At 72.1% G+C, this 25,737-nt stretch carries 21 protein-coding genes; 12 read left to right on the forward strand and 9 right to left on the reverse strand.

Annotation, left to right across the window (positions count from 1 at the left end; genetic code table 11):
* Positions 1 to 799: alkaline phosphatase PhoX (locus ACIBSW_RS33420; RefSeq protein ID WP_354728890.1), on the forward strand; the 799-nt coding region annotated here is incomplete at its 5' end.
* 42 nt (positions 800 to 841) lie between these two features.
* Here ACIBSW_RS33420 and ACIBSW_RS33425 read toward each other — a convergent pair.
* Genes ACIBSW_RS33425 through ACIBSW_RS33435 form a run of 3 tightly spaced genes read right to left on the reverse strand, consistent with a single transcriptional unit; the run spans position 842 to position 3,650 of the window.
* A complete protein-coding gene (locus ACIBSW_RS33425; RefSeq protein WP_354728888.1) occupies positions 842 to 1,924 on the reverse strand; it encodes a hypothetical protein in 1,083 nt (360 codons plus the stop codon).
* On the reverse strand, positions 1,921 to 2,631 hold the full coding sequence (locus tag ACIBSW_RS33430; protein WP_354728886.1) for a TIGR03943 family putative permease subunit: 711 nt from the start codon (positions 2,629 to 2,631) through the stop codon (positions 1,921 to 1,923). Before ACIBSW_RS33430 ends, ACIBSW_RS33425 begins: the two co-directional genes overlap by 4 nt.
* Positions 2,628 to 3,650 carry a permease gene (locus ACIBSW_RS33435; protein WP_404799534.1) on the reverse strand — a complete coding sequence of 341 codons (1,023 nt, stop codon included), beginning with the start codon at positions 3,648 to 3,650 and terminating at the stop codon, positions 2,628 to 2,630. The genes ACIBSW_RS33430 and ACIBSW_RS33435 overlap by 4 nt, the downstream gene beginning before the upstream one ends.
* A gap of 156 nt (positions 3,651 to 3,806) precedes the next feature.
* On the opposite strand from ACIBSW_RS33435, the gene ACIBSW_RS33440 reads away from it, so the two are divergent.
* The 3 genes from ACIBSW_RS33440 to ACIBSW_RS33450 all read left to right on the forward strand — a co-directional run bounded on the left by ACIBSW_RS33440 (position 3,807) and on the right by ACIBSW_RS33450 (position 6,642).
* Positions 3,807 to 4,982, forward strand: coding sequence for an acyl-CoA dehydrogenase family protein (locus ACIBSW_RS33440; RefSeq protein WP_354728885.1), 1,176 nt, complete (start codon positions 3,807 to 3,809; stop codon positions 4,980 to 4,982).
* 241 nt (positions 4,983 to 5,223) lie between these two features.
* Positions 5,224 to 6,240, forward strand: a complete 1,017-nt coding sequence (locus tag ACIBSW_RS33445) for a serine hydrolase domain-containing protein (protein WP_404799535.1) — start codon at positions 5,224 to 5,226, stop codon at positions 6,238 to 6,240.
* A gap of 231 nt (positions 6,241 to 6,471) precedes the next feature.
* Positions 6,472 to 6,642 carry a transposase gene (locus ACIBSW_RS33450; protein ID WP_354728881.1) on the forward strand — a complete coding sequence of 57 codons (171 nt, stop codon included), beginning with the start codon at positions 6,472 to 6,474 and terminating at the stop codon, positions 6,640 to 6,642.
* Between the two features lie 68 nt (positions 6,643 to 6,710).
* Here the strand turns inward: ACIBSW_RS33450 and ACIBSW_RS33455 are convergent, their stop codons facing one another.
* Positions 6,711 to 7,382 (reverse strand): GNAT family N-acetyltransferase, encoded by a 672-nt coding sequence (locus ACIBSW_RS33455; RefSeq protein WP_354728879.1) that lies wholly within the window; start codon positions 7,380 to 7,382, stop codon positions 6,711 to 6,713.
* A gap of 157 nt (positions 7,383 to 7,539) precedes the next feature.
* Between ACIBSW_RS33455 and ACIBSW_RS33460 the strand changes: the two genes are divergently transcribed.
* The 4 genes from ACIBSW_RS33460 (at position 7,540) to ACIBSW_RS33475 (ending at position 12,319) form a co-directional block, all read left to right on the forward strand.
* Positions 7,540 to 9,483, forward strand: a complete 1,944-nt coding sequence (locus ACIBSW_RS33460) for a translation factor GTPase family protein (protein ID WP_354728877.1) — start codon at positions 7,540 to 7,542, stop codon at positions 9,481 to 9,483.
* A gap of 256 nt (positions 9,484 to 9,739) precedes the next feature.
* Positions 9,740 to 10,765 carry an HIRAN domain-containing protein gene (locus ACIBSW_RS33465; RefSeq protein WP_354728875.1) on the forward strand — a complete coding sequence of 342 codons (1,026 nt, stop codon included), beginning with the start codon at positions 9,740 to 9,742 and terminating at the stop codon, positions 10,763 to 10,765.
* Positions 10,766 to 10,817: 52 nt separating this feature from the next.
* Entirely contained in the window at positions 10,818 to 11,672 is an 855-nt protein-coding gene (locus ACIBSW_RS33470) for a DUF4041 domain-containing protein (RefSeq protein ID WP_354728873.1), read from the forward strand.
* An 86-nt stretch (positions 11,673 to 11,758) separates the two neighbouring features.
* Positions 11,759 to 12,319: a GIY-YIG nuclease family protein gene (locus tag ACIBSW_RS33475; RefSeq protein WP_354728871.1), complete on the forward strand. Its 561-nt coding sequence runs from the start codon at positions 11,759 to 11,761 to the stop codon at positions 12,317 to 12,319.
* Positions 12,320 to 12,347: 28 nt separating this feature from the next.
* Here ACIBSW_RS33475 and ACIBSW_RS33480 read toward each other — a convergent pair whose 3' ends face one another.
* From ACIBSW_RS33480 to ACIBSW_RS33495, 4 genes are all read right to left on the reverse strand, one after another.
* On the reverse strand, positions 12,348 to 12,980 hold the full coding sequence (locus tag ACIBSW_RS33480) for a hypothetical protein (RefSeq protein ID WP_354728869.1): 633 nt from the start codon (positions 12,978 to 12,980) through the stop codon (positions 12,348 to 12,350).
* A gap of 188 nt (positions 12,981 to 13,168) precedes the next feature.
* Positions 13,169 to 16,189, reverse strand: coding sequence for a bifunctional diguanylate cyclase/phosphodiesterase (locus ACIBSW_RS33485; RefSeq protein ID WP_354728867.1), 3,021 nt, complete (start codon positions 16,187 to 16,189; stop codon positions 13,169 to 13,171).
* 83 nt (positions 16,190 to 16,272) lie between these two features.
* Positions 16,273 to 17,319 carry a Gfo/Idh/MocA family oxidoreductase gene (locus ACIBSW_RS33490; protein ID WP_354728865.1) on the reverse strand — a complete coding sequence of 349 codons (1,047 nt, stop codon included), beginning with the start codon at positions 17,317 to 17,319 and terminating at the stop codon, positions 16,273 to 16,275.
* On the reverse strand, positions 17,316 to 18,347 hold the full coding sequence (locus ACIBSW_RS33495) for a substrate-binding domain-containing protein (RefSeq protein WP_354728863.1): 1,032 nt from the start codon (positions 18,345 to 18,347) through the stop codon (positions 17,316 to 17,318). The genes ACIBSW_RS33490 and ACIBSW_RS33495 overlap by 4 nt, the downstream gene beginning before the upstream one ends.
* Positions 18,348 to 18,456: 109 nt before the next feature.
* On the opposite strand from ACIBSW_RS33495, the gene ACIBSW_RS33500 reads away from it, so the two are divergent.
* Positions 18,457 to 20,361: a discoidin domain-containing protein gene (locus tag ACIBSW_RS33500; RefSeq protein ID WP_404799536.1), complete on the forward strand. Its 1,905-nt coding sequence runs from the start codon at positions 18,457 to 18,459 to the stop codon at positions 20,359 to 20,361.
* Positions 20,362 to 20,425: 64 nt separating this feature from the next.
* Positions 20,426 to 21,112 (forward strand): DUF1775 domain-containing protein, encoded by a 687-nt coding sequence (locus tag ACIBSW_RS33505; protein WP_354725976.1) that lies wholly within the window; start codon positions 20,426 to 20,428, stop codon positions 21,110 to 21,112.
* On the opposite strand, the gene ACIBSW_RS33510 is transcribed toward ACIBSW_RS33505, so the two are convergent.
* Entirely contained in the window at positions 21,109 to 22,251 is a 1,143-nt protein-coding gene (locus ACIBSW_RS33510) for a helix-turn-helix domain-containing protein (protein ID WP_354725974.1), read from the reverse strand. The two genes, ACIBSW_RS33505 and ACIBSW_RS33510, sit on opposite strands and share 4 nt — an antisense overlap.
* Positions 22,252 to 22,336: 85 nt before the next feature.
* Here ACIBSW_RS33510 and ACIBSW_RS33515 point away from each other — a divergent pair, with 85 nt between their 5' ends.
* Positions 22,337 to 23,995 carry an FAD-binding dehydrogenase gene (locus ACIBSW_RS33515; protein WP_354725972.1) on the forward strand — a complete coding sequence of 553 codons (1,659 nt, stop codon included), beginning with the start codon at positions 22,337 to 22,339 and terminating at the stop codon, positions 23,993 to 23,995.
* Between the two features lie 76 nt (positions 23,996 to 24,071).
* Positions 24,072 to 25,703 (forward strand): glucose-6-phosphate isomerase, encoded by a 1,632-nt coding sequence (pgi, locus tag ACIBSW_RS33520; RefSeq protein WP_354725970.1) that lies wholly within the window; start codon positions 24,072 to 24,074, stop codon positions 25,701 to 25,703.
* The last annotated feature ends 34 nt before the right edge of the window (positions 25,704 to 25,737 follow it).

Genomic DNA, 25,737 nt, shown 5'->3' on the forward strand with positions numbered 1-25,737 from the left:
GGTCACCGGCGACAGCCCGCCGTCCGAGATCGACGGGAGCGGCAGGCTGCCGTCCGACGGCGCCTTCGACGGCACCGGGCAGTGGATCAAGCTGGCGTCGGGGGAGCGGTCGTACGTGCCGGGCATGTCGGCGGTGGAGGTGCTGACGTTCACCCGGCTGGCCGGCGACGCCGTCGGCGCCACCAAGATGGACCGGCCGGAGGACGTGCAGCCCAGCCTGCTCACCGGCAAGGTCTACGCGGCGATGACCAACAACGTCAACCGCGGCGTCGGCACCAACGCCCGCGCGGACGAGGCCAACCCGCGCCACGAGAACAAGCACGGGCAGATCTTCGAGCTGGTCGAGGACCGCGGCGACAACACCGCCGAGACGTTCACCTGGTCGCTGCCGATCGTCTGCGGCGATCCCGCCGACCCGTCGACGTACTTCGCCGGCTACGACAAGTCCGCGGTCTCGCCGATCTCCTGCCCGGACAACGTGGCGTTCGACAGCGCGGGCAACCTGTGGATCGCCACCGACGGCAACCAGCTGGGCAGCAACGACGGCCTGTTCGCCACCGCGATCGAGGGCTCGGAGCGCGGGCATCTCAAGCAGTTCCTGACGGTGCCGCCGGGCGCGGAGACCTGCGGCCCGTTCATCACCGGCGACGACCGCTCGGTCTTCGTCGCCGTTCAGCACCCCGGCGAGATCACCGGGGCGACGCTGGACGATCCGGCCTCGACCTGGCCGGACGGCGACTTCGCCAAGCCGGCGGTCGTGGTCACCTGGCGCCTGGACGGCGGCCCGATCGGCAGCTGAGCCGTGCTCCCGGCGCCGCACCCGCGGCGCCGGGACGCGCCGTCAGACCGTGCGCAGGTCCACGGTGTGCCAGACCAGATTGTCCTGATCGCCGGTGGCCCACCACAGCACGCCGTTGCGGAAGAACGCGCCGTTGACCGCCGCGCCGACGCCGACCGTCCGGCCCGCCGCGATGTCGAAGATCAGCAGTGCCGCGTCGCCGGTCAGGTCCGAGTCCGGGCCGGGCTCGGAGAGGATCTCGAAACGGTCCAGCACCGCCACGTCGGCGATCGCCGCGGTCGTAGTGCCGCCCGCGATGCGCCGCCGGGCCGACCCGTCCGGGTGCATCACGTCGATGCGGGCGGGCCCGTCGCCGGTCATCACCAGCACCCGGCACCAGACCGGGCCGCACGTCGCCAGCTCGGCGCCGTTCGTCTTCACCTGGGTCTCGCGGTTGGCCGCCAGGTTGCGCAGCCGGGTCGTGCCGGAGCGGTCCTCGCCGCCGTTCTCGGCCAGCCACGGCCAGGCCGACAGCGCCCAGATGCCGGGCTCCTCGCGCCGCTTGACCGAGCCGCCGCCCAGCGCGACCGAACGAATCTCGGTGACTTCCTCGCCACCGGGTGCGGCCGCGGCCCAGTGCACCTCGCCGCCGTCGATCACCAGGTCCCACTGCGAGCCGAAGAACAGCGCGTTGCCGGTGTCCGTGGTCAGCCGCCGCGCCGGGCCGCCGGCGATCCGGGCGGTCCAGAGCTGCACCGCGACGCCGTCCGCGGACTCGGTCCAGACCAGGTCGTCGCCGCCGGCCGTGAGATTGCCGAACTCCGGGTTCGACTCGAGCGGGCGGCGGCGCAACTCGCGGACGGAGCCGTCCGGCGCGCGCACGAGCAGGCGCACCGCGGTCCCGTCCGGCGTCGGCGCGGTCCCGACGGCGGTGCGGGCGTCGAGGAACACGCCCGGGTGGAAGACCGGCCCGTCGCTCAGGTTCCCGGGCAGGTCGGCGCGCTGCGCGCCGGGCCAGGCCGTGGCGAGCGGGACGGGGCCGGCCGGCGGCGCGGCCGGCCGGTCGTCGTCCGGGGAGAACGCGAGCAGCGCGGCGACGGCGGCGAGCGCGACCGCCGTGCCGGCGAGACCGCGGGCGGCCCTCACTCGTACTGCTGCTTCGGTGCGGTGATCTCCTGCCAGCCGGAGACCTGCAGGTACGGGACCTCGGCCTGGTTGACCGGGTCCTTGGCGACCCGGCTCGTCCAGACGCCGACGACCTGCACCCAGGTGTCCGGCGCGGCGGTGACCCGGGTGTCGCCGTCCAGGCCCACCTTGATCGGCCGGCCGTCGGCGGCGCAGCAGGACACCACCATGCGGGCCAGCATCGGCTCGCCGTCCGGCCCGGGGGTGACGAAGCCGGTCAGCCGCACGTTGCGGCCGGTCAGGCTGCGTCCGCCGTCGAAGACCGCCCGGGACGCGTAGTCGAGCAGCCCGACGTCGACCGGGTCGCCGGCCGGCAGGGCGGGATAGTCCGAGTCGCCGGGCGCGGTGAGCACCGTGCCCGACTGCCCGGCCGCGTACGAGCCGAGCGCGGGCGGCGCGACCAGCAGCAGGCCGAGCACCGGCAGCAGGAGCAGCCAGCCGACCCGGGGCTCGTGGTGGTGCCCGTGCCCGTCGTCGTGCTGGCCGGTCCGGCCCGTCAGCTCGTACCAGAGGGTCAGGACCGCGGCCGCGACCAGCAGGATCCCGGCGCCGATGAGGAAGGGCCGCAGGCCCTCCTTGACGTAGCGCAGGTAGAGGTCGGACAGGCTCGCCTTGAGGATGGCGCCGCCGAAGAGCAGCATGATCACGGCCTGGGCCTGCCGGTTCACAGCAGCACCGCCCCGACGCCGGCGCCGACCAGGACCGCCGCGACGAACGTCGCGGGCGCGAAGCGGACCGCGAACCGGCGGCCGAAGACGCCGGTCTGCATGGCGATCAGCTTGAGGTCGACCATCGGCCCGACCACCAGGAAGACCAGCCGCGAGGTCAGCGAGAACTGCGACAGCGACGCGGCGACGAACGCGTCCGCCTCGCTGCAGATCGACAGCAGCACGGCCAGCACCGCCAGCACGATGACCGACAGCACCGGGTTGTCGGCCACCCGCTGCAGCCAGGCCTCCGGGACCACCACGTTGATCGTGGCGGCGGCCGCGGCGCCGAGCACCAGGAAGCCGCCGGCGTGCATCACGTCGTGCCGGCACGCGGCGACGAACGCCTTCAGGCGCGACCCGTCCTCGTGCGGCCGGGGCGGCAGCTTGATCCACTCGGCCTTGCCCAGCCGCAGCCAGAGCCAGCCCATCGCCACCGCGACGATCAGGCTGGCGACGCCCCGGGCGACGACCATCTCCGGATTGCCCGGGAACGCGACCGCGGTGGCGGTCAGCACGATCGGGTTGATGGCGGGCGCCGCCAGCAGGAACGCGAGCGCGGCCGCCGGGGTGACCCCGCGGCGCATCAGCGATCCGGCGATCGGCACGCTGCCGCACTCGCAGCCGGGCAGCACCACCCCGGCCAGCCCGGCGGCGGGCACCGCGAGGGCCGGGTGTCTCGGCAGGGCCTTGGCCCAGAACGAACGCGGCACGTAGACGGCGATGATCGCGGAGAGCACCACGCCGAAGACGAGGAACGGCACCGCCTGCACCAGCACCGAGACGAAGACCGTCGTCCAGGTCTGCAGCCGCGGGTCGGAGATCAGCGCGGCGAGCGGGCCGCGGAAGACGACGAGCAGCACCAGCAGGACGGCGAGCAGTTCCACGGAGCCGAACCGGCGGCCCCGGGGCGGCACGGCGGGCTCGGTGCTCTCCTCCGGCCGGGTGCCGAGGTCGGTCAAGCCGTCGGTTGCGGTCAAGGGGGGTCACTCCGGGTCTCGGTCGGCGGGCGCGGCCAACCCTACCGGGTACGGCCGCCGCCGCGCCGCTGCGCCAACGGGTGATTTATCCATGGTGAGCTGCGCATATGCACATCTGATGATGGGTGTCGGTGGCCTGCCCTAAAGTATCTGCACGTGACCGTCATCGACTCGCACGAAGCCGCCCTCGCCGCCGCCGTGCGGGTCGCCGCGGCGCTCGCACCCGGCGTCGTCCAGCGCGACCGGGACGGCGCCGCCGCCGTACCGTCGCAGGCCCTCGCCGAGCTGGACGGCTCCGGCCTGCTCGCGCTCACCGTGCCGGCCGCCGACGGCGGGCCGGGCCTCGGGCCGCTGACGCTGGCCGAGGTCACCCGGACCATCGCCGCGGTCGACCCGGCGATCGCCCAGGTGCCGCAGGCGCACTACCTGCTGGTCGACGTGCTGACCCTGCACGGCGCCCCGGAGGTGCGCCGGCGGCTGTTCGCCGAGGTCCTGGCCGGCCGGCGGATCGGCAACGCGCTCGCCGAGCGCGGCGGCCGGCACGCGCAGGACCTCACCACCCGGATCGAGGACGGCCGGCTGAACGGCCGGAAGTACTACTGCACCGGCGCGCTGACCTCCGCCTGGATCGCGGTCAGCGCCCTCGACGGCGCCGGCCGGCTGGTGCTGGCGTTCGTGCCTCGCGACGCGCCCGGCGTAACGGTCGACACCGACTGGGACGTGATGGGCCAGCGCGCCACGATCAGCGGCACCACCACGTTCGTGGACGTCCCCGCCGAGCTGGTCATCGACTACGCGGGCGCGTTCGAGGTGCCGCAGCAGCTCGGGGCGCGCGCCCAGCTCGTGCACGCGGCGATCGAGGTCGGCATCGCCGAGGGCGCGCTGCGCGACGCCCGCGACTACCTGCGCGAGAAGGCCCGGCCGTCCACCGAGGCCGTCCGGGCGGGCGCGGCCACCGCGGCCGACGACCCACACGTCCTGCACCGGTACGGGCGGGCGGCGACCCGCGTCCGGGCCGCGGCCGCGCTGCTCCGCGAGGCGGCCGGGGTCCTCGACGAGGTGGGCCCGGTGCCCGCCGACGCCGCGGCCGCCGCGCGCGGGTCGCTTGCGGTGGCGGGCGCCAAGGCCTTCGCCGGCGAGGTCGCGGTCGAGACGGCGTCGGAGCTGTTCGCGATGTGCGGCACCAGCTCGACCGCGGCGAAGTACGACCTGGACCGGCACTGGCGCAACTCCCGCACGCACAGCGTGCACGACCCGGCGGACTGGAAGTACCACCACCTGGCGGCCTGGGAACTGGCCGACGTCCCGCCACCCAACCACGGCCAGCTCTAAGACCCTGGTAGATAAGGGTTTCCGGTGACCGGCGGGAGGGCGGCCATCGATGTCGGTACCCACGTTCGGCGTGGCGTCGTGACATGAGGAAGGGCCTTCGTGACGACTTGGCCGGTCGGCTTGAGGCGCCAGAGGCGTGTCGGCTGGGGTTCGGACGTCTGTCCGGCTAGCCTTCGTATGGTGACGATACATCGACTGATGTGGATGACTTACCCGGCGGCGGCGCATCATCGACGATTGCGTGTCATTTCACGGATCGCGTGATGTGATGCCGCCGAATCAGGAGCAGCTTCGTCACTTGACCGCCGCTTTGGTCGAGCCGGCAGGCTACGGCCCCACCGATCCGCTCGTGATTGGCGTGCGGCAGGGCAGCGCACCACCGGTCTTTCTGGCCAGTGGACGGACGGCGACCGGCGAGCCGTTGACGGCCGGCACGACCGTCTACACCGCATCACTGTCCAAACAGATCACCGCCGCCTGCGCGGCGCTGCTCGTCCGGGAAGGGCGCCTGGACACCGAGTCGCCCCTGGCACAGTGGATGCCCGAACTCCCCGGTTGGGCCGATGCCGTGCGGGTGCGCCACCTCATCCACCACACGAGTGGCCTGCCCGAGGGCGTCCACATCGACGAGCTCCTCCGCGCGGAGCCCGACCGCACCACCGCCGGCGTCATCCGCGCGCTCGCCCGGCTCGACGACCTCCCCGGCAAGCCGGGGACCGAATTTCGATACTGCAACGCCGGCTACGTCTGCCTGGCCGTGATTGTCGAACGCGCGGCGGGCCAGCCATTGCCTGACTTCGCCCGCGAGCATGTGTTCTTGCCGCTCGCGATGGTCACCACCCGGTACTGGTCCGGTCCGGCACCACATCCGCCCGGAGCTGCGCCGCTCGACCCACTCAGTCCCGCGCCGTTGTCCCTTGGTGACGGCGGAGTCTGGTCGACGGCCCAAGAGCTGATGCGCTGGAACGAGGCACTCGATCGCGACGAGCTCGGCGTCTCCGCGCTGCTGCACACGCCCGGCCACCTGGACGACGGCACCCCGCTCAGCTACGCGTGGGCCCTGGAAGTCCGCACGGAGGCATGTCGCCGGATCTACCGGCACGGCGGTAGCTGGCCCGGGCTCAGCACCCAACTCGTCCGTATCGCCGACCAGGATGCCAGCTTTGTCATCGTGGCGCTGGACGACGACACCGACCGCACCGTCACCCTGGCCATTGCCATGGTCGAGGAACTCGCACCATCATCTGAGCCCTGGTAAATGAGGGTTCCGGTGACCGACGGGAGGGCGGCCATCGATGTCGGTGCCCGCGTTCGGCGTGGCGTCGTGACATGACAAAGGGCCTTCGGTAGGAGCGAAGGCGACTAAACCAGCACGACCGAAGGCCCAGCCCTGTCTGTATACCTGGTCGCCGGGGTCGCCGCATCAGCCATCCCCGGCCACCTTCGCCGAGCATCTGCCGACCGCCCGGCCCCGGAATTACCGTCCGACATGAGCGACCCCGAATGGGCCGTGCTCGCCCCGCACGTCGCGGCAGGGACCGGCCACGGCCGGCCGATCATCTATCCGCGCCGCGACATCGTCGACGCGATCCGTTACCTCGACCGGACCGGCTGCCAGTGGGACGCGTTGCCCGCTGACTTCCCGCACCGAAACTCGTAAACCACTACTTCGCGACCTGGGCTGCCGACGGCACCCTCAATCGGATGCGCAACCTTATTTGCGAGGGTCTAAGGCACGCGGTACGCGGCGAACTCCATGTCGGTGCGGAGCGCGAAGCCCAGCTGCTCGTAGAGGCGGATCGCGCCCGTGTTCTGCGCGGCCGTGTGCAGGAAGGGCACCGCGCCGCTCTGCTGGATGCCGGCCGACACGGCCCGGATCAGGCGTGAGGCCAGGCCGGCGCCGCGGAAGGCCGGGTCGGTGCAGACCGCGGAGATCTCGGTGTAGCCGGGCAGCCGCATCCGCTCGCCGGCCATCGCGATCAGCGCGCCGTCGCGGCGGATGCCGAGGTAGGTGCCGAGGTCGATGGTCCGCTTGCGGAACGGGCCGGGCTGGGTGCGCTCGACCAGGTCGAGGATCTCCGGCACGTCGGCGCCGGTCAGCACGACCGCCTCCGGGTCCGGCGCCGCCGCGACGGACGCCGCGACCAGCTGCACGCCCGGCACGCCGCCGGTCCAGGTCCAGCCGGGCGGCGGCGTCTGCGTCGGCGCCGCGACCAGCACCTCGCCGCCGGGCCCGGCCAGTCTGCCCAGGTCGTGCCACGCCTCCGGGTCCGCCGGGTCGTCCAGCGCCGCGAACATGCTCACGTCGGCGGGGAAGCGGGCGCTGCGGCCGTACCGGTCGGCGAAGGCCGCCTGCGGCCCGGTGAGCGCGGCCCACGCCGGGTTGTCCAGGATCTGCACCCCGGAATTCTTTCAGGGCCGTCGACCGAAATTCGGTGGCCGGCCTGTGACTCCCGCCCTACGGTGGCGGTGACTGCTCGGACCAGGGAAAGGACGGACATGCGAAACCTCGGTGTGTTCAGGCCGACCATCCGTTCCCTGATCTCCGAGGACTCCCTTGACCGTCCGAACTCTCAATCTCGGCATCCTGGCGCACGTCGACGCCGGTAAGACCAGCCTCACCGAGCGCCTGCTCTTCGCGCACGGCGCCGTCGCCGAGCTCGGCAGCGTCGACGCCGGCAGCACCGCGACCGACAGCGGCGCGCTCGAACGCGAGCGGGGCATCACCATCCGCGCCGCGGTGGCGTCGCTGACCGTCGGTGACCTGCGGGTCAACCTCATCGACACCCCCGGCCACCCCGACTTCATCGCCGAGGTGGAGCGGGCCCTTGCCGTCCTCGACGGCGCGGTGCTGGTGCTCTCCGCCGTCGAGGGCGTGCAGGCGCAGACCCGGGTGCTCCTGCGCTCGCTGCGCCGCCTGCGCATCCCCACCCTGGTCTTCATCAACAAGATCGACCGGGCCGGCGCCCGGACGGACGCGCTGCTCCCCGAGGTCCGTGCCCGCCTCGGCGCCGGCGTCGTCGCGATGAACGCCGTACGCGACCAGGGCACCGCCGCGGCCCGCGTCGTATCCCGGCGGTGGGCGCCGGCGGCGGCGGAGACCCTCGCCGACCACGACGACGAGCTGCTCGCCCGGCTCGTCGACGGCGCCGAGCCCTCGCCCGCCGAGCTGCGCGCGCTGCTCGCCGAGCAGACCGCCGCCGGGCGGGTGCACCCCGTGTTCTACGGCTCGGCGACCACCGGCGCGGGCACCGGCGACCTGACCGGCGGCATCGTCTCGATGCTGCGCCCGCGCGAGGCCACCGGCGACGGGACCACCGGGCTGGTCTTCGCGATCGAGCGCGGCGCGGGCGGCGAGAAGGTCGCCTACCTGCGACTCTTCTCCGGCGCGCTGCGCGAACGGCAGCGCGTCGTCCTGCGCCACCCGGCCGGCGGCGACACCGTCTCCGGCCGCCTCACGAGCGTCGAGGTGGTCGGCGGCGGGCCCGGGGAACTCACGGCCGGCAGCATCGGCCGGGTGCGCGGCCTGCCCGGCATCCGGGTCGGCGACCGCCTCGGCGCGACCACCGAGGCCGTGACGCCGCAGTTCTCCCCGCCCGGCATCGAGTCCCTGGTCCGGGCGGCGCGGCCGGACGAGCAGGCCCGCCTGCACGCGGCGCTGAACATGCTCGCGGACGAGGACCCGCTCATCCGCACCCGCGCGGTCCCGGGCGGCGGCACCTCCGTGCTGCTGTACGGCGCGGTCCAGCGCGAGGTGCTCGCCGACCGCCTCGACCGCGACTTCGGGGTCGCGGCCGTCTTCGGCGAGATCCGGCCCGTCTACTTCGAACGGGTGACCGGCACCGGCGAGCACGTGGTCGCGTTCGACCCCCGCCGCCCCAACGACTTCTGGGCCACCGTCGGCCTGCGCGTCGAGCCGGGCCCGCCCGGATCGGGCCTGCGGTACGTCCGCGAGGTGCAGTGGGGCGCCGTCCCACCGGCGTTCCACCGGGCGACCGAGGAGGCGGTGCGCCGAACCGCCGAGCAGGGCCTGCACGGCTGGGAGATCCTCGACTGCACGGTGACGGTCATCCGCACCGGCTACCGCGCGCCGACCTCCTCGGCGGCGGACTTCCGCGGCCTGGCCCCGGTGGTCTTCCTGCGCGCGCTGCGGACGGCGGGCACGGTGACCTGCGAGCCCTGCGCGGCGTTCGAGCTGGAGGTGCCGGCGGACACCCTCAGCGCGGTCCTCGGCCTGCTGTCCGGCCTCGGCGCCGACGTCACGGGCTCGGACATGAGCGGGGCGGCCTGGACCGTCACGGGTCGCCTACCGGTGCGGCTGGTTCCCGAGCTCACCGCCGCCCTGCCCGGCCTGACCCGGGGCGAGGGCGCACTGTGGAGCCGGCCGGGCCCGGACCGCCCGGTGCGCGGAGCCGCCGTCGGTCGGCCCCGGCAGGACGGCAATCCGCTGAACTACAGCGAGTACCTACGCTTCCTCAGCTCCCGGCTGCCGGTCTCGTGATCCACGCCGACCCGAATCGTGAGTCATTGCGGTATCGGTTGAGTCGCAGGTCGAAATCGCCGGCAGCCCGTCACCCCAGAGCAATCGAACCTTTCACGAAAGGTCCCAACAATAGGAGGTGTCCTAGTACTCGTCATGAAGGCTATTGTCGACACCTGATCGGCTGGCCTTCGTCGCCTGCTGGACTACCACTGCGGGCGGTTTCGAGGAACATTTGTATGCGTGGCCGACGTGCTTCGCCAGTACGCTTTCGGCCATGTCGATACCGCTTGATTTGTGGGGCCGCGGTTGGTCCCGCGTGGACGTCGTCGGCGAATCGCACTATACGAGATCAATCCGCGGATTGTTGGGTGCGGACCTCAAGGCTGACGGAGCCGAGATTGTAACGACGGTGCAGCTTGTGCCTGATCCGCAGAACAAGTTCGACCGCAATGCCGTTGGTGTTTGGGCGGGCTCCCGTCAGCTTGGACATCTCTCCCGTGACGACGCGTCCCGATATGCCCCGGTGCTATCGGTGCTGGTGGCCGAAGGCTGGGCGCCGCAGGTACCAGCACGGATCTGGGCGTCACAGTGGTCGGACTACGGGGACCGTGACGGCTTCAGAGCATCTGTGCAGCTTGAACTCGCCGAACCGCACATGCTCGTGCCGGTCAACGCGGCGCCGAGTGGGGCGCATCGGATGCTGCCTGTCGGTTCGGCCATCCAGGTGACCGGCGAGGATCGGCATCTCGACGCGATCCTGCCGTGGCTACTTCCAGAGGGAGAATGCTGGGTACACGTGACGCTGCACGAGATGACGGAGCAGTTGGCGCGTAGCGCGCGCACCGTGGTGGAGGTGCGGATTGATGACGCCCGGGTAGGTCAACTCACACCCAAGATGAGCGGCGAACTTCTGGCCGCCATCCGACATCTCGGTGAGGGCGGTCAGCTCGCGGTTGCCAGGGCCGTCGTCAAGGGCAATCGGATCAAGGCGGAGGTAGTTCTCTACGCGGCGCGAGCCCACGAACTGCCCGACAGTTGGCTGTCCGCCGCCCCTGCCGCAACCGAAAGCGCAACGCAAGCGCCCGCTTCCGTAATGCCAGTGACCACCCCGTCGGCCGCAATGCCTGCGACCGTCGAGCATGGCCTGATCCCGACGCCGCCTACGGGGATCAAGTTCGTCGTGCCGCCGGATTGGCCCCAGCCGCCTGAGGGCTGGACTCCGCCACTTGGCTGGCGCCCCGATCCCGCGTGGCCTCCGGCTCCCTACGGCTGGCAGTGGTGGGTGCCGGTCTGGAACTGATCAGCGGAAGTCTGCGCGCAGGCCGTACCGGCGATCGATGATTGTTGTGGGGATGAGTTATGGGTTTTCGCTTCAACACACCACCGAATTGGCCAACACCCCCAGCTGGTTGGGTGCCGCCCGCCGGGTGGGTGCCCGACCCCGTATGGGGGCCGCCGCCCCGGGATGGCAGCTGTGGGTTGAGGAGGCTCCGGCAGCTCCGGCAGTGCCGCCGCCAGTGGTAGCGCCGGCGCCAACCTCGGCGGCGTCCGCCCCTGCACCGGCGCAGGACGCCGACATTCCGTTGTTCGGAGCACGCGGCAAGGCACGCGAGCTGGCAACGGAGGTGACGCAGCTACGCGCGGACCTGGAGCGGCTTCGCGCAGAGATGGGCAGGCTCGGCGTGCTCTCGGCGATCGAGCTCGAGCAGTACCGCGAGAAATTGGGACGTGAGGTCGCCGAACAGACAGCTCGGGCCCAGGCGGAGCAGGCCGCGCTGCAGCAGCGGCTCGGTGAGCTTCGCCAGCAGATCGTGGTGACCGAGGAAACGGCTTTGCTGCAGGAAGCCGGCGTGTATCAGTACCGGCATCCGCTCAGCGACGCTGTGGCCTACCAGGCAGAACTCGCGCGTTTGCAAGCGCAGATCAAGGCCATGGCCAAGTCTGACGGGGAAGCGGTCCTTGCCGCGAGCGGCTGGTCAGTCAACGGTTCCGAGGCGCAGGGGCGCACCATGCTGCGCGACTACTCCAAGCTGATGCTGCGGGCATACAACGCCGAGGCCGACAACGCGGTCAGAGGCTTGAAACCCTACAAGGTAGACGCGGCGATCGAGCGTCTCGACAAGGTAGCGTCGACCATCGCCCGTCTCGGTAAGACGATGGACATCCGCATAGCCGTGGACTACCACCGACTAGAGTTCGGGAGCTGACCCTCACGGCCGACTATCTGCAGAAGGTCGCCGAGGAGAAGGAACGCGAACGCGAGGAGAAGGTCAGGCTGCGCGAGGAACGACGCGTGCAGCAGGAGATCGACCGCGAACGCGCCCGGCTCGACAAGGAACGCCAGCACTACGCCAACGCGCTCGCCACTCTGCAGGCGAAGGGTGACGCCGAGGGAGCCGCGCAGATGCGGGAGCGGCTCACCCAGATCGACACAGCGATTCAGGACGTCGACTATCGAGCTGCCAACGTCCGGGCAGGTTACGTCTACGTCATCTCGAATCTCGGCGCATTCGGCGAAAGGATGATCAAGGTCGGAATGACGCGCCGCCTCGATCCGCTGGACCGGGTGCGCGAACTCAGCGACGCCTCAGTGCCGTTCAACTTCGACGTCCACGCGCTGTTCTTCTCAGACGATGCGGTCGGCATCGAGACCCAGATGCATGCCCGGTTCGCCGACCGGCGGGTAAACCTGATCAACCAACGACGCGAGTTCTTCTACGCCACACCGGCAGAAGCCAAGCAGCACCTGATGGAACTGACCGGCAGTCTCTTGCAGTACGAAGAGATTCCCGAAGCGCTGGAATATCGCCAAAGCCTCACTCAGGTGCAGCACCAGGGCCTGGCACAGGTCTGAACCGGTGTAGCCAGAGCGCGTCGATGGCTCACCCGGCAAGGTTCAGCACTCGCCCATAACCGATCCGGTGATACACCTCCGGTTCGAGCGTCCCGATCACGCAGCGGTAGTGCAGCGCCAGCAGTGCCGTGTGCATGGTGTCGAGACGTTCTCCGGTGTTCAGCTGTGTGATGACGTCGACCTGCCGGAACGTCAAAGGCGGCACGTCGACCACCGCCGGCGACGCCGGGGTCTCGTCCGCCGGCCGGTGCCGCAGTACCCGGTGGAGTCGCTGATCGGCGCCGCGGGCGGCCGCCAGCTGGTCGGCGATGTGCAGGTACGCGAGTGGTGAAGCGATGACCTGGCATGAGCTGTCCGCGACCGCGTCGATCAGCGCCGCACCGACGGTCCGGTTGTCCATTCGGGCGAACGACAGCAGCACGCTGCCGTCGATGACGAAGTTCGGCCAGGGCGTCACCGGGTCTCGGTAGTCGGCGAACCCGAGCCGGCTGATGTCCGCGAGCAGTTGTGCGTACTCCCTCGGTTGTGGATCCGCCTGTCGGTTCTCCCGCAGGTGGGTCAGCAGCATCTGGTAGATGCCGTCGAACCGGAGACCTGCCTGCTGGTACTGGCCGAGGATGTGCGCGGAAGCGAACTCACGGGGCGAAGGCTGTTGATCCACGACGGGAGACCCTAGACCGGCGCTCTCATTCGATCAAATGTATGAAACCGCAGGTCAGGCCGGTGTATTTCCGGCGACGCAGGTCAGCGCCGCTCGCTGTCGGTGAGGTTGCCACGATGCGGGAGAACCGATCTTTGAGATGGATCGGAGACGCGGCAGACAACCTGGAGAATCGGGCACGCGGGGTGTCAGGCCGCCACCGGTGTCGGGCGGTCGAGCAGTGCGGGGATTTCGGACGGCCAGAGGGGGGCGGCGAACAGGTAGCCCTGGCCGTACGGGCAGCCCATCATGTCGAGCAGTTCGCGTTGGGCGCCGTCCTCGATGCCCTCGGCCACGACCGTCAGGTCGAGGTTGTGTGCCAGGGTGACGATCGCGTCGACCAGGGCGCGTTGCTGGCGGCTGGCCAGGATGTCGTCGATGAAGGTCTTGTCGATCTTCAGGACGTCGACGGGCATGTGGCGCAGGTAGCCCAGCGAGGAGTAGCCGGTGCCGAAGTCGTCGATGGCGATGCGCACGCCGAGCGCGCGCAGCTCCTTCAAATCGGCCCAGACCTGGTCGGCGTCGTGGAGCACCAGGCTCTCGGTGATCTCCAGCAGCAGCCATTCGGGGCGGGCGCCGGCGTCGGCGAGGGCCCGGCGTACCTGGTCGACGAAGCCCGGCTGGCGGAACTGGCGGGGTGAGACGTTGACGCTGACGTAGCGCAGCGGGTGGTCCGGGTCCGCGGCGCGCCACGAGGCGAACTGTTGCAGCGCCTCGCGCAGTACCCAGGCGCCGAGGCGGACGACGGCGCCGCTCTCCTCGGCGAGTTCGATGAAGTGTGCCGGGCTCAGCGAGCCGCGCTCGGGGTGCTGCCAGCGCAGCAGCGACTCGACTCCGACGACTTCGCGGGTGCGCACGTCGACGATCGGCTGGTACTGGAGCACGAACTGCTCGTCGTCGATCGCCTCGAGCAGCGAGGTGCGCAGCTCCAGCCGCTCGACCATCTCCGTGTGCAGCTCGTTGCGGTAGCGCCGCCAGGTGGCCTTGCCGACGCCCTTGGCCAGGTAGAGGGCCAGGTCGGCGTGGCGCAGCAGCTCGGTCGGGCTGGCCGCCTCGTGGCTGGTGGCGACGCCGACGCTGCCCGCGCCGCCGAGCAGGTGTGTGCCGCCGAGGCCGTCGCTGACCTCGACCGGTTCGGACAGGGCCAGGACGATGCGCTCGGCGACCTCCTCGGCCGCGGCCGGGTCGGTGGCCTCCTCGATGAGGATGGCGAACTCGTCGCCGCCCATCCGGGCCGCCATGTTCGACGCGCCGATGGCGTTCGTGATCCGCTCGCCGATGGCGATCAGCAGCTGGTCGCCGACCGCGTGGCCGAGGGTGTCGTTGACGCCCTTGAAGTCGTCGAGGTCGATGAAGAGGACGCCGATCTTGGCCGCCTCCTGTTCGGAGCGGACGAACGACTGCTCGAGCCGGTCGCGGAACAGCACCCGGTTGGCGAGCCCGGTGAGCCCGTCGTGGAAGGCCTGGTGTGCCAGGTCGTTCTCCAGGCGCCGGCGTTCGGTGACGTCCCGGATGGTCAGGACGAGGCCGGCGACGGTCGGGTCGTCGCGCAGGTCGCGGCCGGCGCACTCGACCTGGCGCAGCCGGCGGTCGGCGCAGACCACGGTGAGGTCGACGGCGTCCGGCCCGCCGTTGCCCGAGCGGGCCAGGTCCAGCGTGCGGGCCAGGGCCGCGCGGTGGGTGTCGGCGATCAGGCCGGACAGGTGCTGGCCGGGCAGCTCGGTCCAGCCGAGGACGGTGGTCGCGGACGGGCTCGCGTACCGGATCCGGTCGTCGTCGCCGACGATCAGGATGACGTCGGACGCGCTCTGGATCAGGGTCCGGAAGTAGGCCTCGCCGTCGCGCCGGCTGATCTCGCCGGCCAGACCGATCCGCTCGATCACCATGGCGACCTGGTCGAACAGGGCCCGTACCGCGGGCATCACGGCGTGCAGGACCGAGTCCGGCGCCGACAGGTGCATCGAGGCCAGCCGCGGCGGGCCGCCCGAAATGATCACCCCGGCGCGCAGGGCGTGGCCGGAGCCGCCACCGGGCGCGGGCACCAGGCTGATGCCCACCTCGGCCGCCGCCGCGGGCTCGAGCGGCACCGGCTCGTCGGCGGTCAGGCGGTAGCGCCGTCCGGGCGGCATCAGCTCGCCGATCGCGGTCCCTATCGCCGTCCGGATGTCGTCCTCGGTCGTGGCGGCCGAGAGCGCGGCGTTGGCGCGGCGCAGGGCGCTCTCGCGCAGGTTGGTCTGGCGCTGGTCGGTGAGCAGCCCGTAGACCCGGCCCATCACCAGCAGGAAGATCAGCGCGGAGACGGCCGCGATGACGGGCGCGTTGGTGACGCCGCCGTCGAGGTGCTCCGCGAGCAGGACGGCCGGGGCGATCAGCGCGGCGGCCGCCAGCAGGACCAGGCGGCGGCCGCCGGTCTCGACGGTGTCCACGCTGGGCGCGGTGTGCTCGGTGAGCCGGGTCATCGACGGGTGCAGCGCGGCGTATCCGGCGGCGCTGTAGAAGGCGATCCAGCCGAGGTAGACGGGGCCGCCGACGGCCCAGTCGCCGTCGAGGCGGGCCATGCCGTAGACGACGTCGGAGACCAGCGCGCCGAGGATGCTCACCGACAGCAGGCGCATCGCGAGCGGCTTGCGGCCCGGTGCGGTGAGCAGGCGCAGCATCAGGGCGAGGGCCAGCACGTCGCCGAGCGGGTACCCGATGGCGATCGCCTTCTCCTGCAGGGTCAGGTCGGCGACCTTGACGTAGGGCACGATCAGGTAGATCCAGGCGAGCAGGCCGAGGCTGACCGTGGGCAGGAGCGCGTCGAGCAGCGCGGCGCGGTTCGCGTTGCCCGAGCGGGTCCGGATGAAGATCGTCAGCGCGGCCGCGAGCGGCGGGTAGACCAGCAGGTAGCAGATGTCGGACGGTCCCGGGAACGGGGTGACCAGGCCCAGCGCGTCCTGGAGGTAGGAGAGCGTGTCGCCGAAGATGTAGCAGGCCACGGCGACGGCGAGTAGATACCAGGGCAGGCGGCGGGCGGGCCGGTTGACCCGTACGCCGACGACGATCGCCGCGGCGCCGGAGAGCCCGATCAGGCCCCACGTGAAGGCGTGCCCGGCCGGCCAGGCGTAGTTGACGGCGGTCAGCACCGCCATCCACGCCGTGAAGCATGCGCGAGCGGGTCGCGTGGTCATCTGGGGCTCCGATCGGAAGGTGACAGCCTTCCGTTCGGTGTGTCGTCAACCCGGCTGAACGCGAGACCTTCTTCGCAACCGGACTACGCCCAGGGCTCGGTGCCGGTGGTGACGGTGCGGTCGGTGTCGGCGGCCTCCTCGACGGCGAGCGCGAGCAGGTGGTCCTGCGCGCCGTCGGCCAGCGGGTACGGCGCCTCGGCCTCGCCGCGCACCCAGGCGGCGGTGGCGTCGAGCAGCGTCGCGATGGCGATCTCCTCGTCGCTCCAGCGCCGCCCCGGGTACGGGTTGCGGTAGAGCACGTCGCCGCCGTACGTGATCGTGTCGGTGTCGAAGCCGTCCAGGTCCAGGTCGTAGCCCGTCTGGCGGCGTACCAGAGGCGTGCGCACGACCGTGCGCGGCGCGGGCAGCCGGACCACCTCGTCGTCGCGGAGCTCCCCGTGGCTGCCGCGGACCAGGAGGCGGCGGAAGCGCAGCTGGTTGTGCCACTGGTTGGTGGTGAAGTCGTAGAGCCCGGAGCGCCCGTCGCCGAAGTCGAGGGTGGCGATGGTGGTGGTCGCGGGTCTCGGGCCGGGGTCGTCGGTCCAGCCGTCGCGGGTCAGCGGGTCGAGCAGCGGCGCGGTGGTGCGACTGGCCCGCACGCTCACCGGTCCGCGGCCGGCGCCGAGTATCCCGCGGATCAGCGAGACGGCGTGGTACTGGTGTGTCGAGGAGACCTGCACCTGGGCCGGCGCGCCGATGAGCCCGGCGCGCACCGCCGCGAGCCGGGCGGCGTGCGCGGGCATCAGCAGGTACTGCTCGGCCACCTGCACCAGCCCGGACCCGCCGACGGCGGCCCACAGCTCGCGCAGCCCGGCGACGTCCGGCGCCGGGGGAGTCTCGGCCAGCACGGGCAGCCCGCGCTCGGCCGCCTCGACGATCAGCGCGGGTCCGGCCTGCCAGGTCACGGCCGTCACCACGAAGTCCGGCGCGGCGCCGGCCACGCACTCGGCCAGCGAGCGATAGGTCGGCACGGGCAGGTCGCGCGGGCTGCGGACCACCGCGCCCACACACTCCAGGCCGGGCAGGCCGGCCGCGATCCGCCAGAACATCTCGGCGCGCCAGCCGGCGCCCACCACCGCGAACGAGGTCACCCGGGCACCCTATCGGTGGAGTCCCGCACCACCAGCTCGGTGGCGAGCTCGACGTGCAGCGCCTCGAGCTCGTGCCGTTCGAGTAGGCGGGCCAGCAGGGAGACCGCCATCCGGCCGAGCTCGGCGAGCGGCTGGCGCACGGTGGTCAGCGTGGGGCTGGTGGCCCGGCTCAGGTCGATGTCGTCGAAGCCCGCGATCGAGACGTCCTGCGGCACCCGCAGCCCGCGGGCGCCGGCCGCCTGCAGCGCGCCGACGGCGGCCTTGTCGTTGAAGCCGACCAGCGCGGTGGGGCGTTCGGGCAGGTCGAGCAGCTCGCCGGCGGCCCGCCTGCCGCGCTCGACGGTCGGCTCGACGTGCCGGATCAGGCCGGGCGCGCTCAGGACGCCGGCGTCGGCGAGGGCGGCGTTGTGCCCGGCCAGCCGGGCGTCGCTGGCCAGCCACTCGCGCGGGCCCGCCACCACCCCGATCCGGCGGTGGCCGAGCCCGGTGAGGTGCGCGGTGAGGCTGCGCGCCCCGGCGGCGTGCGCGGCGGACACGGCGACGACGTCACGTGGCGGCGGCAGCCGGGGATCGACCACGACGAAGGGGAAGCGGTGTGCGCGCAGCGCCTCGATGTCCGCGGCGGGCTCCGGCGGCAGGATCAGCACCGCGCCGGCCAGGCCCGAGCGGCCGGGCAGCTTCGCCAGCACGGGGGAGCGCTGGGCGGACTCGCCGGCGTCGAGCACGAGCGGGCGGCCGTACAGCAGCAGGGTCTCGGCGATCGAGGAGACGATCACGCCGAAGTAGTCCGTCAGCACGTACGGGCAGCGCACGAAGACCGAGCCCGCGATCGGCCGGGCCGGGCCGCGGGGTCTCGGCCCGGGGCCGTTCAGCCGGGCCACGGTGCTCTCCACCAGCTCGCGGGTCTCGGGTGCGACGTTGCCGCGGCCGTTGAGGACGCGCGAGACGGTGGCGATCGATACGCCCGCCGCGGCGGCGACATCCCGGACGGTGTTGCGCCCAGAGTTTGTTACATCGCCTTGTTTCACAAAAGTGCAGCTTACCGGCGTGCAGAACATCTTGACAGAGACGATTCGAGATTGTTTCCTATCGATGTAGATGGAGCAGTTTGTTTCATTTGTTTCAAGGGAGTGGACCATGCGGAAACTCGGTGCGGCGGTCGGTGCCACCCTGCTGATCCTGACGACCGCGCCCGCGCAGGCGCACCCCCGATCCCGCGCGCCGCAGGCCCGGGTCTGGGTCACCACCCCGGACCGGGCCGAGCAGCTGCACGAGCGGGCACCCGTGACGTTCACCCGCGGCGCCAGCCCCGAGACCACCATCACGGTCGACCCCGGCACCCGTTACCAGAGCATGGACGGCTTCGGCGCGTCCCTGACCGACTCGGCCGCGAGCGTGCTCCACCGCCTCGACCCGGCGGCCCGCGACCGGGCGATGCGCTCGCTGTTCGACCCGCGCGAGGGCATCGGCGTCGGCTTCCTGCGCCAGCCGATCGGCTCCTCCGACTTCACCGCGGCCGGCGCGCACTACAGCTACGACGACGTGCCGGCCGGCGAGACGGACTTCGCGCTGCGGCACTTCAGCATCGACCACGACCGGGCGCAGATCCTGCCGCTGCTGCGCCGGGCGCGGCAGCTCAACCCGCAACTGAAGATCATGGGTACGCCGTGGAGCCCGCCGGCGTGGATGAAGACCAGCGACTCGCTGATCGGCGGCCACCTCAAGGACGACCCGCGGATCTACGACGCGTACGCCCGCTACCTGGTCCGCTACGTGCTCCAGTACGCCGAGGCGGGCGTGCCGATCGACTACCTGACCGTCCAGAACGAGCCGCAGAACCGCCACGACGGCGGCTACCCGGGCGCCGCGGTGCCGGTCGGGCAGGCGGCGAAGGTGATCGAGGCGCTCGGCCCGCTGCTGCGCCGGCACAGCCCGCGCACCCGGATCCTCGGCTACGACCACAACTGGGCCACGCATCCCGGCGACGTCGCCACCACCCCGCCGGGCGAGGATCCGGAGACCGACTACCCGTACCGGCTGCTGGACTCGCCGGCCGGGCGGTGGCTCGCCGGCACCGCCTACCACTGCTACTCGGGCGAACCGAGCGCGCAGACCGCGCTGCACGAGGCGTACCCGGAGAAGGGCATCTGGTTCACCGAGTGCTCCGGCTCGCACGGCGAGCAGGACACCCCCGAGCAGATCTTCCGGGGCACGCTCACCTGGCACGCCCGGACCCTGGCCATCGGCACCACCCGCAACTGGGCGAAGTCCGTGGTGAACTGGAACATCGCCCTGGACAGCACCGGCGGACCGCACCTGGGCGGCTGCGGCACCTGCACCGGACTGCTGACCCTGCACCCGGACGGCTCGGTCAGCCGCGACGCCGAGTACTTCACGATCGGGCACCTGGCGAAGTTCGTGCGGCCGGGCGCGTACCGGATCGCCAGCACGTCGTTCGGCACCACCGGCTGGAACGGCCAGATCATGGACGTGGCGTTCCGCAACCCGGACGGCTCGACCGCCCTGGTGGTGCACAACGAGAACGACGACCCGCGCACGTTCGCGGTCGCCGTCGGCGACCGCTCGTTCGAGTACACGCTGCCCGGCGGCGCCCTGGCCACGTTCACCTGGCCCCGCGGCCTGGACACCGACCTCGACCTCGTCGACCTCGAGGGCGCGACGGCCACCGCCGCGCCGGCGGGCGGGGACCCGGCCGCCGCGATCGACGGCGACGGCTCGACCCGCTGGTCCAGCGGCGCGGCGCAGGAGCCGGGGCAGTACCTCCAGGTCGACCTCGGCGCCGCCCGCCGGCTGCGCCGGGTGGCGATCGACAGCGGCGGCAACACCGGGGACTACGCCCGCGGCTGGGCGCTGTCCGTCAGCAGCGACGGCGTCGCCTGGCGCACCCTCGCGCGGGGCGAGGGCGCCGGCCAGCTGACCAACGTCGACCTGCCGCCCACCCGGGCCCGCTTCCTGCGGGTCACGTCGACCGGCACGAGCGGCAGTTGGTGGAGCGTCGCGGATCTGCGCGTCTACCGGTGAGGATTTCCGGCATGTCGCGGAAATTCCTGGCCCCGTGGGCGATTGTGGGGGAATGGTTCCAGGCGTGCGTAACAGGTCCCGGTTGACGACGATCGGCGCGCTCGCCGCGCTGGGCGTCCTGGCGCTCGCCGTGCCCGCGGCCGCCCACGTCGAGGTCAGCGCGGACAAGGCGCACGCCGGCGCGACGGACGTGACGCTGAGCTTCCGCGGCGAGGCGGAGAACCCGTCCGGCATCGTCAGCGAGCGGGTGGTGCTGCCCGCGGGCATCGCGCCGGCCGACGTCACACCGGTGACGATGCCGGCGGGCTGGGAGTTCGCGACGACCTCCGACGGCTTCACCGTCGGCGGCAAGGCGCTCGCCAAGGACCAGGACGCCGAGTGGAGCGTCAAGGTCGCGGCGCTGCCCGCCGACGAGACCCGGCTGTCGTTCAAGACCGTGGAGACGTACGCGGACGGCGAGGTCTCCCGCTGGATCGAGATTCAGCAGGAGGGCGCCGCGGAGCCGGCGGACCCGGCGCCGCTGCTCGTCCTGCAGCCCGGCCCGCCGGTCGCCTCGGCGCCCGCCGCCGAGTCGTCCGCGCCGGAGATCTCCGGGGCGCCGACGCCGGAGTACGTCGGGCCCGTGAACACCGACAGCGGCGACGGCCCGAACCCGGTCTGGATGTGGTGGATGTGGGCCGTCTTCGCCGTCGTGCTGGTCGGCGGCGTCGCGTTCGGGTGGCGGTACTTCCACCGCAACTCCCGCCGTTAGCCCAGCCGGTGCCGCAGAGCCAGCTCCAGCGCCAGCCGCTGGTCCGGGTCGTCGAGGGCGGCGCCGAACAGGCGCCTGATCTTGCGCATCCGGTACCGCACGGTCTGCGGGTGCGCGTGCAGGGCCGCGGCGGCCGGGATGACCTGGCCCTGCGCCCGCAGCCAGGCCAGCAGCGTCGGGCCGAGCACGTCGCCCTCCGCCGCGCCGAGCGGCGCGAGGTGGCGGGCCGCGAGCCGGTCGCCGAGCCCCGGCTCCCAGGCGGTCACCAGCGTGACCAGGTGCTCGTCGCAGCGCAGCGGCGCACCCGCGGGCAGCACGCCGTCCTGCTGCAGCAGCAGCGCGCGCCGCGACAGCCGGAACGACAGCCGGGCCGCGGCCAGCTGCACCGACGGCCCGATCGCCGCCCGCCGCCCCGACAGCGCCGAGGCCAGGTGCGCGAGCCGGCCCGGGGTGTCCGGCTCCGGAACGACCAGCCGGGTGGCGTCGTCGATGACCGTGGCGATGGTGCCGCTGCCGGCGAGCCGGGCCACGTGCTCGCCGTCGGTGCCCTCGACGCTGACCACCGCGACGGTCTCCGGCAGCGGCCAGCGGGCGGCGGCCGCGGCCGCCCGGATCGCGGCGGCGCCGGGGTCCGGCTGCACCAGCAGGGTGATCAGCCGGCGCCGGGTGGTGTCCCAGTCCCGGGCGTGGCGGCGCTGCTCGTCCAGGTACCCCTCGGCCGCCGCGCCGGCCAGCATGTCGGTGAAGCCGAACAGCGCCGACGCGAGCACGTAGAGCACGTCCGGCGGCAGGTCCCGGTCGACCAGGTACGCCCACATGTCGCGGCCGCCGAGCATGAGGATCGAGCGCAGCGCGTCGACGGTGTGCCCCTCGCGGTACTCGGTGCGGCCGAGCCGGACGAACACGTCCCGGGTCGGCGCCAGGTCGGCGCCGGGCTCGGCCACCGCCTCCGCGAACGCGTCGACGGCGGTACGCACCCCGAGGGCCAGCCCCCGCCCCTGCCCGCCGCCCAGCGGCCGGCCCTGCGCGCCCATGGCCGCCTGGACGGTCGCCAGCACCCGGTCGAGGAGCTCGCCCCGGACGGCCCGGACCTGCTCGCCGACGTCCGCCGGCAGGGATGCGAGTCGGGGTTCCAGCAAGCCTTGTCACCTCGGTGATAAATCAACGGAGAAAGTCCGCGCTTCGGGACCACCATGTTGGCATGATCATGCCTACCGTGGGGGCATGGACGCAGATGTGATCGTCGTGGGCGCGGGACTGGCCGGCCTGGCGGCGACAGCCGAACTGGCCGACGCGGGACGAAAGGTGCTGCTGCTCGACCAGGAGCCCGAGCAGAGCCTCGGCGGGCAGGCGTTCTGGTCGTTCGGCGGGCTCTTCCTGGTCGACTCGCCCGAGCAGCGCCGGATGGGCGTGCGCGACAGCGTCGACCTCGCCTGGCAGGACTGGCTCGGCAGCGCCGCCTTCGACCGCGACGAGGACCACTGGCCGCGCAAGTGGGCCGAGGCGTACGTGCAGTTCGCGGCCGGCGAGAAGCGGTCCTGGCTGAGGGCCATGGGCCACCGGCTGTTCCCGGTGGTCGGCTGGGCCGAGCGCGGCGGGGGCGCCGCGGACGGCCACGGCAACTCCGTGCCGCGCTTCCACCTGACCTGGGGCACCGGCCCCGGCCTGGTCGAGGTGTTCGAGCGGCGGGTCCGGGCCGCCGCCGAGCGGGGCCTGGTGACCTTCGGCTTCCGGCACCGGGTCGACGGCCTGGTCAAGACCGGCGGCGTGGTCACCGGGGTGCGGGGGCGCACCCTGGCGGCCAGCGACATCCGCCGCGGCGAGTCCAGCTCGCGGGAGGAGACCGGCGACTTCTCGTACGCGGCGCAGGCGGTGATCGTCACCTCGGGCGGCATCGGCGGCGACCACGACCTGGTCCGTGCGGCCTGGCCGGAGCGCCTGGGCGCGCCGCCGAAGCGGATGGTCTCCGGGGTGCCCGCGCACGTTGACGGCCGGATGCTCGGCATCACCGAGGCCGCCGGCGGCCAGATCATCAATCCGGACCGGATGTGGCACTACACCGAGGGCCTGCGCAACTGGGACCCGATCTGGCCCGGCCACGGCATCCGGATCCTGCCCGGCCCGTCGTCGCTGTGGCTGGACGCCACCGGCCGGCGGCTGCCGGCGCCGCTCTTCCCCGGCTTCGACACGCTCGGGACGCTCAAGCACCTGATGGCGACCGGCTACGACTACAGCTGGTTCGTGCTCACCCAGAAGATCATCGAGAAGGAGTTCGCCCTGTCGGGCTCCGAGCAGAACCCGGACCTGACGAACAAGAGCATCCGCCAGGTGCTGGGCCGGATCCGGCCGGGCGCGACCCCGCCGGTGGAGGCCTTCAAGCGCAACGGCGCCGACTTCGTCGTCGCGCCGACCCTGCCCGAGCTGGTGGCCGGCATGAACAAGATGGCCGCGCAGGAGGGCGGCCCGGAGCTCGACCTCGATTCGGTACGCCGGACGATCGAGTACCGCGACCGCGAGCTGGCCAACCCGTTCAGCAAGGACGCCCAGATCACGGCCATACACGGGGCCCGCCGGTACCGGGGCGACAAGCTGATCCGGGTCGCCACGCCGCACCGCCTGCTCGACCCCGCCGCGGGCCCGCTGATCGCGGTCCGCCTGAACATCCTCACCCGCAAGACCCTGGGCGGCCTGCACACGGACCTCTCCGGCCGGGTGCTCACCGCCGCGGGCGAGCCGCTGCCCGGCGTCTACGCCGCCGGCGAGGTCGCCGGGTTCGGCGGCGGCGGCATGCACGGCTACAACGCGCTGGAGGGCACCTTCCTGGGCGGCTGCCTCTTCTCCGGCCGGGTCGCCGGGCGCAGCGCCGCCGCGGCCACCGCCTGAGGTGTCCAGCGGCGGGCGGATTCGATCCATGCCACGATGAACGCGGAATCTCAGGTCCAGGCGGGAGTCAAGGCAGATGAGCGAACACGTTTCCGACAGCGCCGAATGGCAGACCGTGCAGGTGCACGCCGAGAAGTTCGCCGGCGTGCACCTGCGCGAGCTGTTCGACAGTGATCCGCGGCGCGGCGAGCGGCTCACCGCGGCGATGGCGGACCTGCACGTGGACTACAGCAAGAACCTGGTCACCGACGAGGTGCTCGCCGCGCTGTTCGCCCTCGCGGAGCGGGCCCGGCTGCGCGAGCGGATCGAGGCGATGTTCTCGGGCGAGCACATCAACGTCACCGAGGACCGGGCGGTGCTGCACACGGCGCTGCGGCTGCCGCGCGACGCCGCCCTCGTGGTCGACGGGCAGGACATCGTCCACGATGTGCACGAGGTGCTCGACCGGATGGGTGATTTCACCGACCGGGTGCGCTCCGGCGACTGGCGCGGCGCCACCGGCGAGCGGATCAAGACGATCGTCAACATCGGCATCGGCGGGTCCGACCTCGGGCCGGTGATGGCGTACGAGGCGCTCAAGGCGTACGCGGATCCGGGTCTGACCTGCCGCTTCATCTCCAACATCGACCCGACCGACCTGTACGAGAAGACGCACGACCTCGACCCGGCGTCGACGCTGTTCGTGGTCGTCTCGAAGACGTTCGGCACCCAGGAGACGCTGACCAACGCCACCGAGGCGCGCAACTGGCTGGTGGCCGGGCTGGGCGGCGACCCCGCCGCGGTGGCCCGGCACTTCGTCGCGGTCAGCACGAACGCCGCCCGGGTCGCCGACTTCGGCATCGACACCGAGAACATGTTCGGCTTCTGGGACTGGGTCGGCGGCCGCTACTCGCTGCCGTCCGCGGTCGGGCTCTCGGTGATGCTGGCGATCGGCCGGCAGCGCTTCGGCGAGCTGCTGGCCGGCTACCACGCCGTCGACGAGCACTACCGCACCGCGCCGCTGGAGCAGAACGTCCCGGTCCTGATGGGCCTGCTGAACGTCTGGTACGACACGTTCCTGGGCGCGCAGTCGCACGCGGTGCTGCCGTACTCGCAGTACCTGCACCGCTTCGCCGCCTACCTGCAGCAGCTCACCATGGAGAGCAACGGCAAGCGGGTGCGCCTGGACGGCGCGGCCGTGGACTACCAGACCGGCGAGGTCTTCTGGGGCGAGCCGGGCACCAACGGCCAGCACGCCTTCTACCAGCTGATCCACCAGGGCACGAAGCTGATCCCGGCGGACTTCATCGGCTTCAGCGTGCCCAACCACGACACCGGCGAGATGCACGACCTGTTCATGTCGAACTTCTTCGCGCAGACCGGCGCGCTCGCCTTCGGCCGCACCGCCGAGCAGATCGAGGCCGAGGGCGTCGCGGCGGCGATCGTGCCGCACAAGGTGATGCCGGGCAACCACCCGACCACCACCATCCTGGCCGAGAAGCTCACCCCGGGCGTGCTGGGCCAGCTCATCGCCCTGTACGAGCACATCACGTTCACCCAGGGCGTGATCTGGGAGATCAACCCGTTCGACCAGTGGGGCGTCGAGCTGGGCAAGGTCATGGCCAACCAGCTCGCGCCGCTGCTCACCGCCGCCGAGGCGCCGGCGGCGTCGATCGACTCGTCGACGGACGCCCTGATCGCCCGGTACCGCGCGCAGCGCGGCCGCTGATCGTCTGATCCGGATGGGGTGGCCCGAGCGGGCC

The sequence above is a fragment of the Actinoplanes sp. NPDC049668 genome (genome assembly GCF_044465445.1).
Lineage (GTDB): Bacteria > Actinomycetota > Actinomycetes > Mycobacteriales > Micromonosporaceae > Actinoplanes.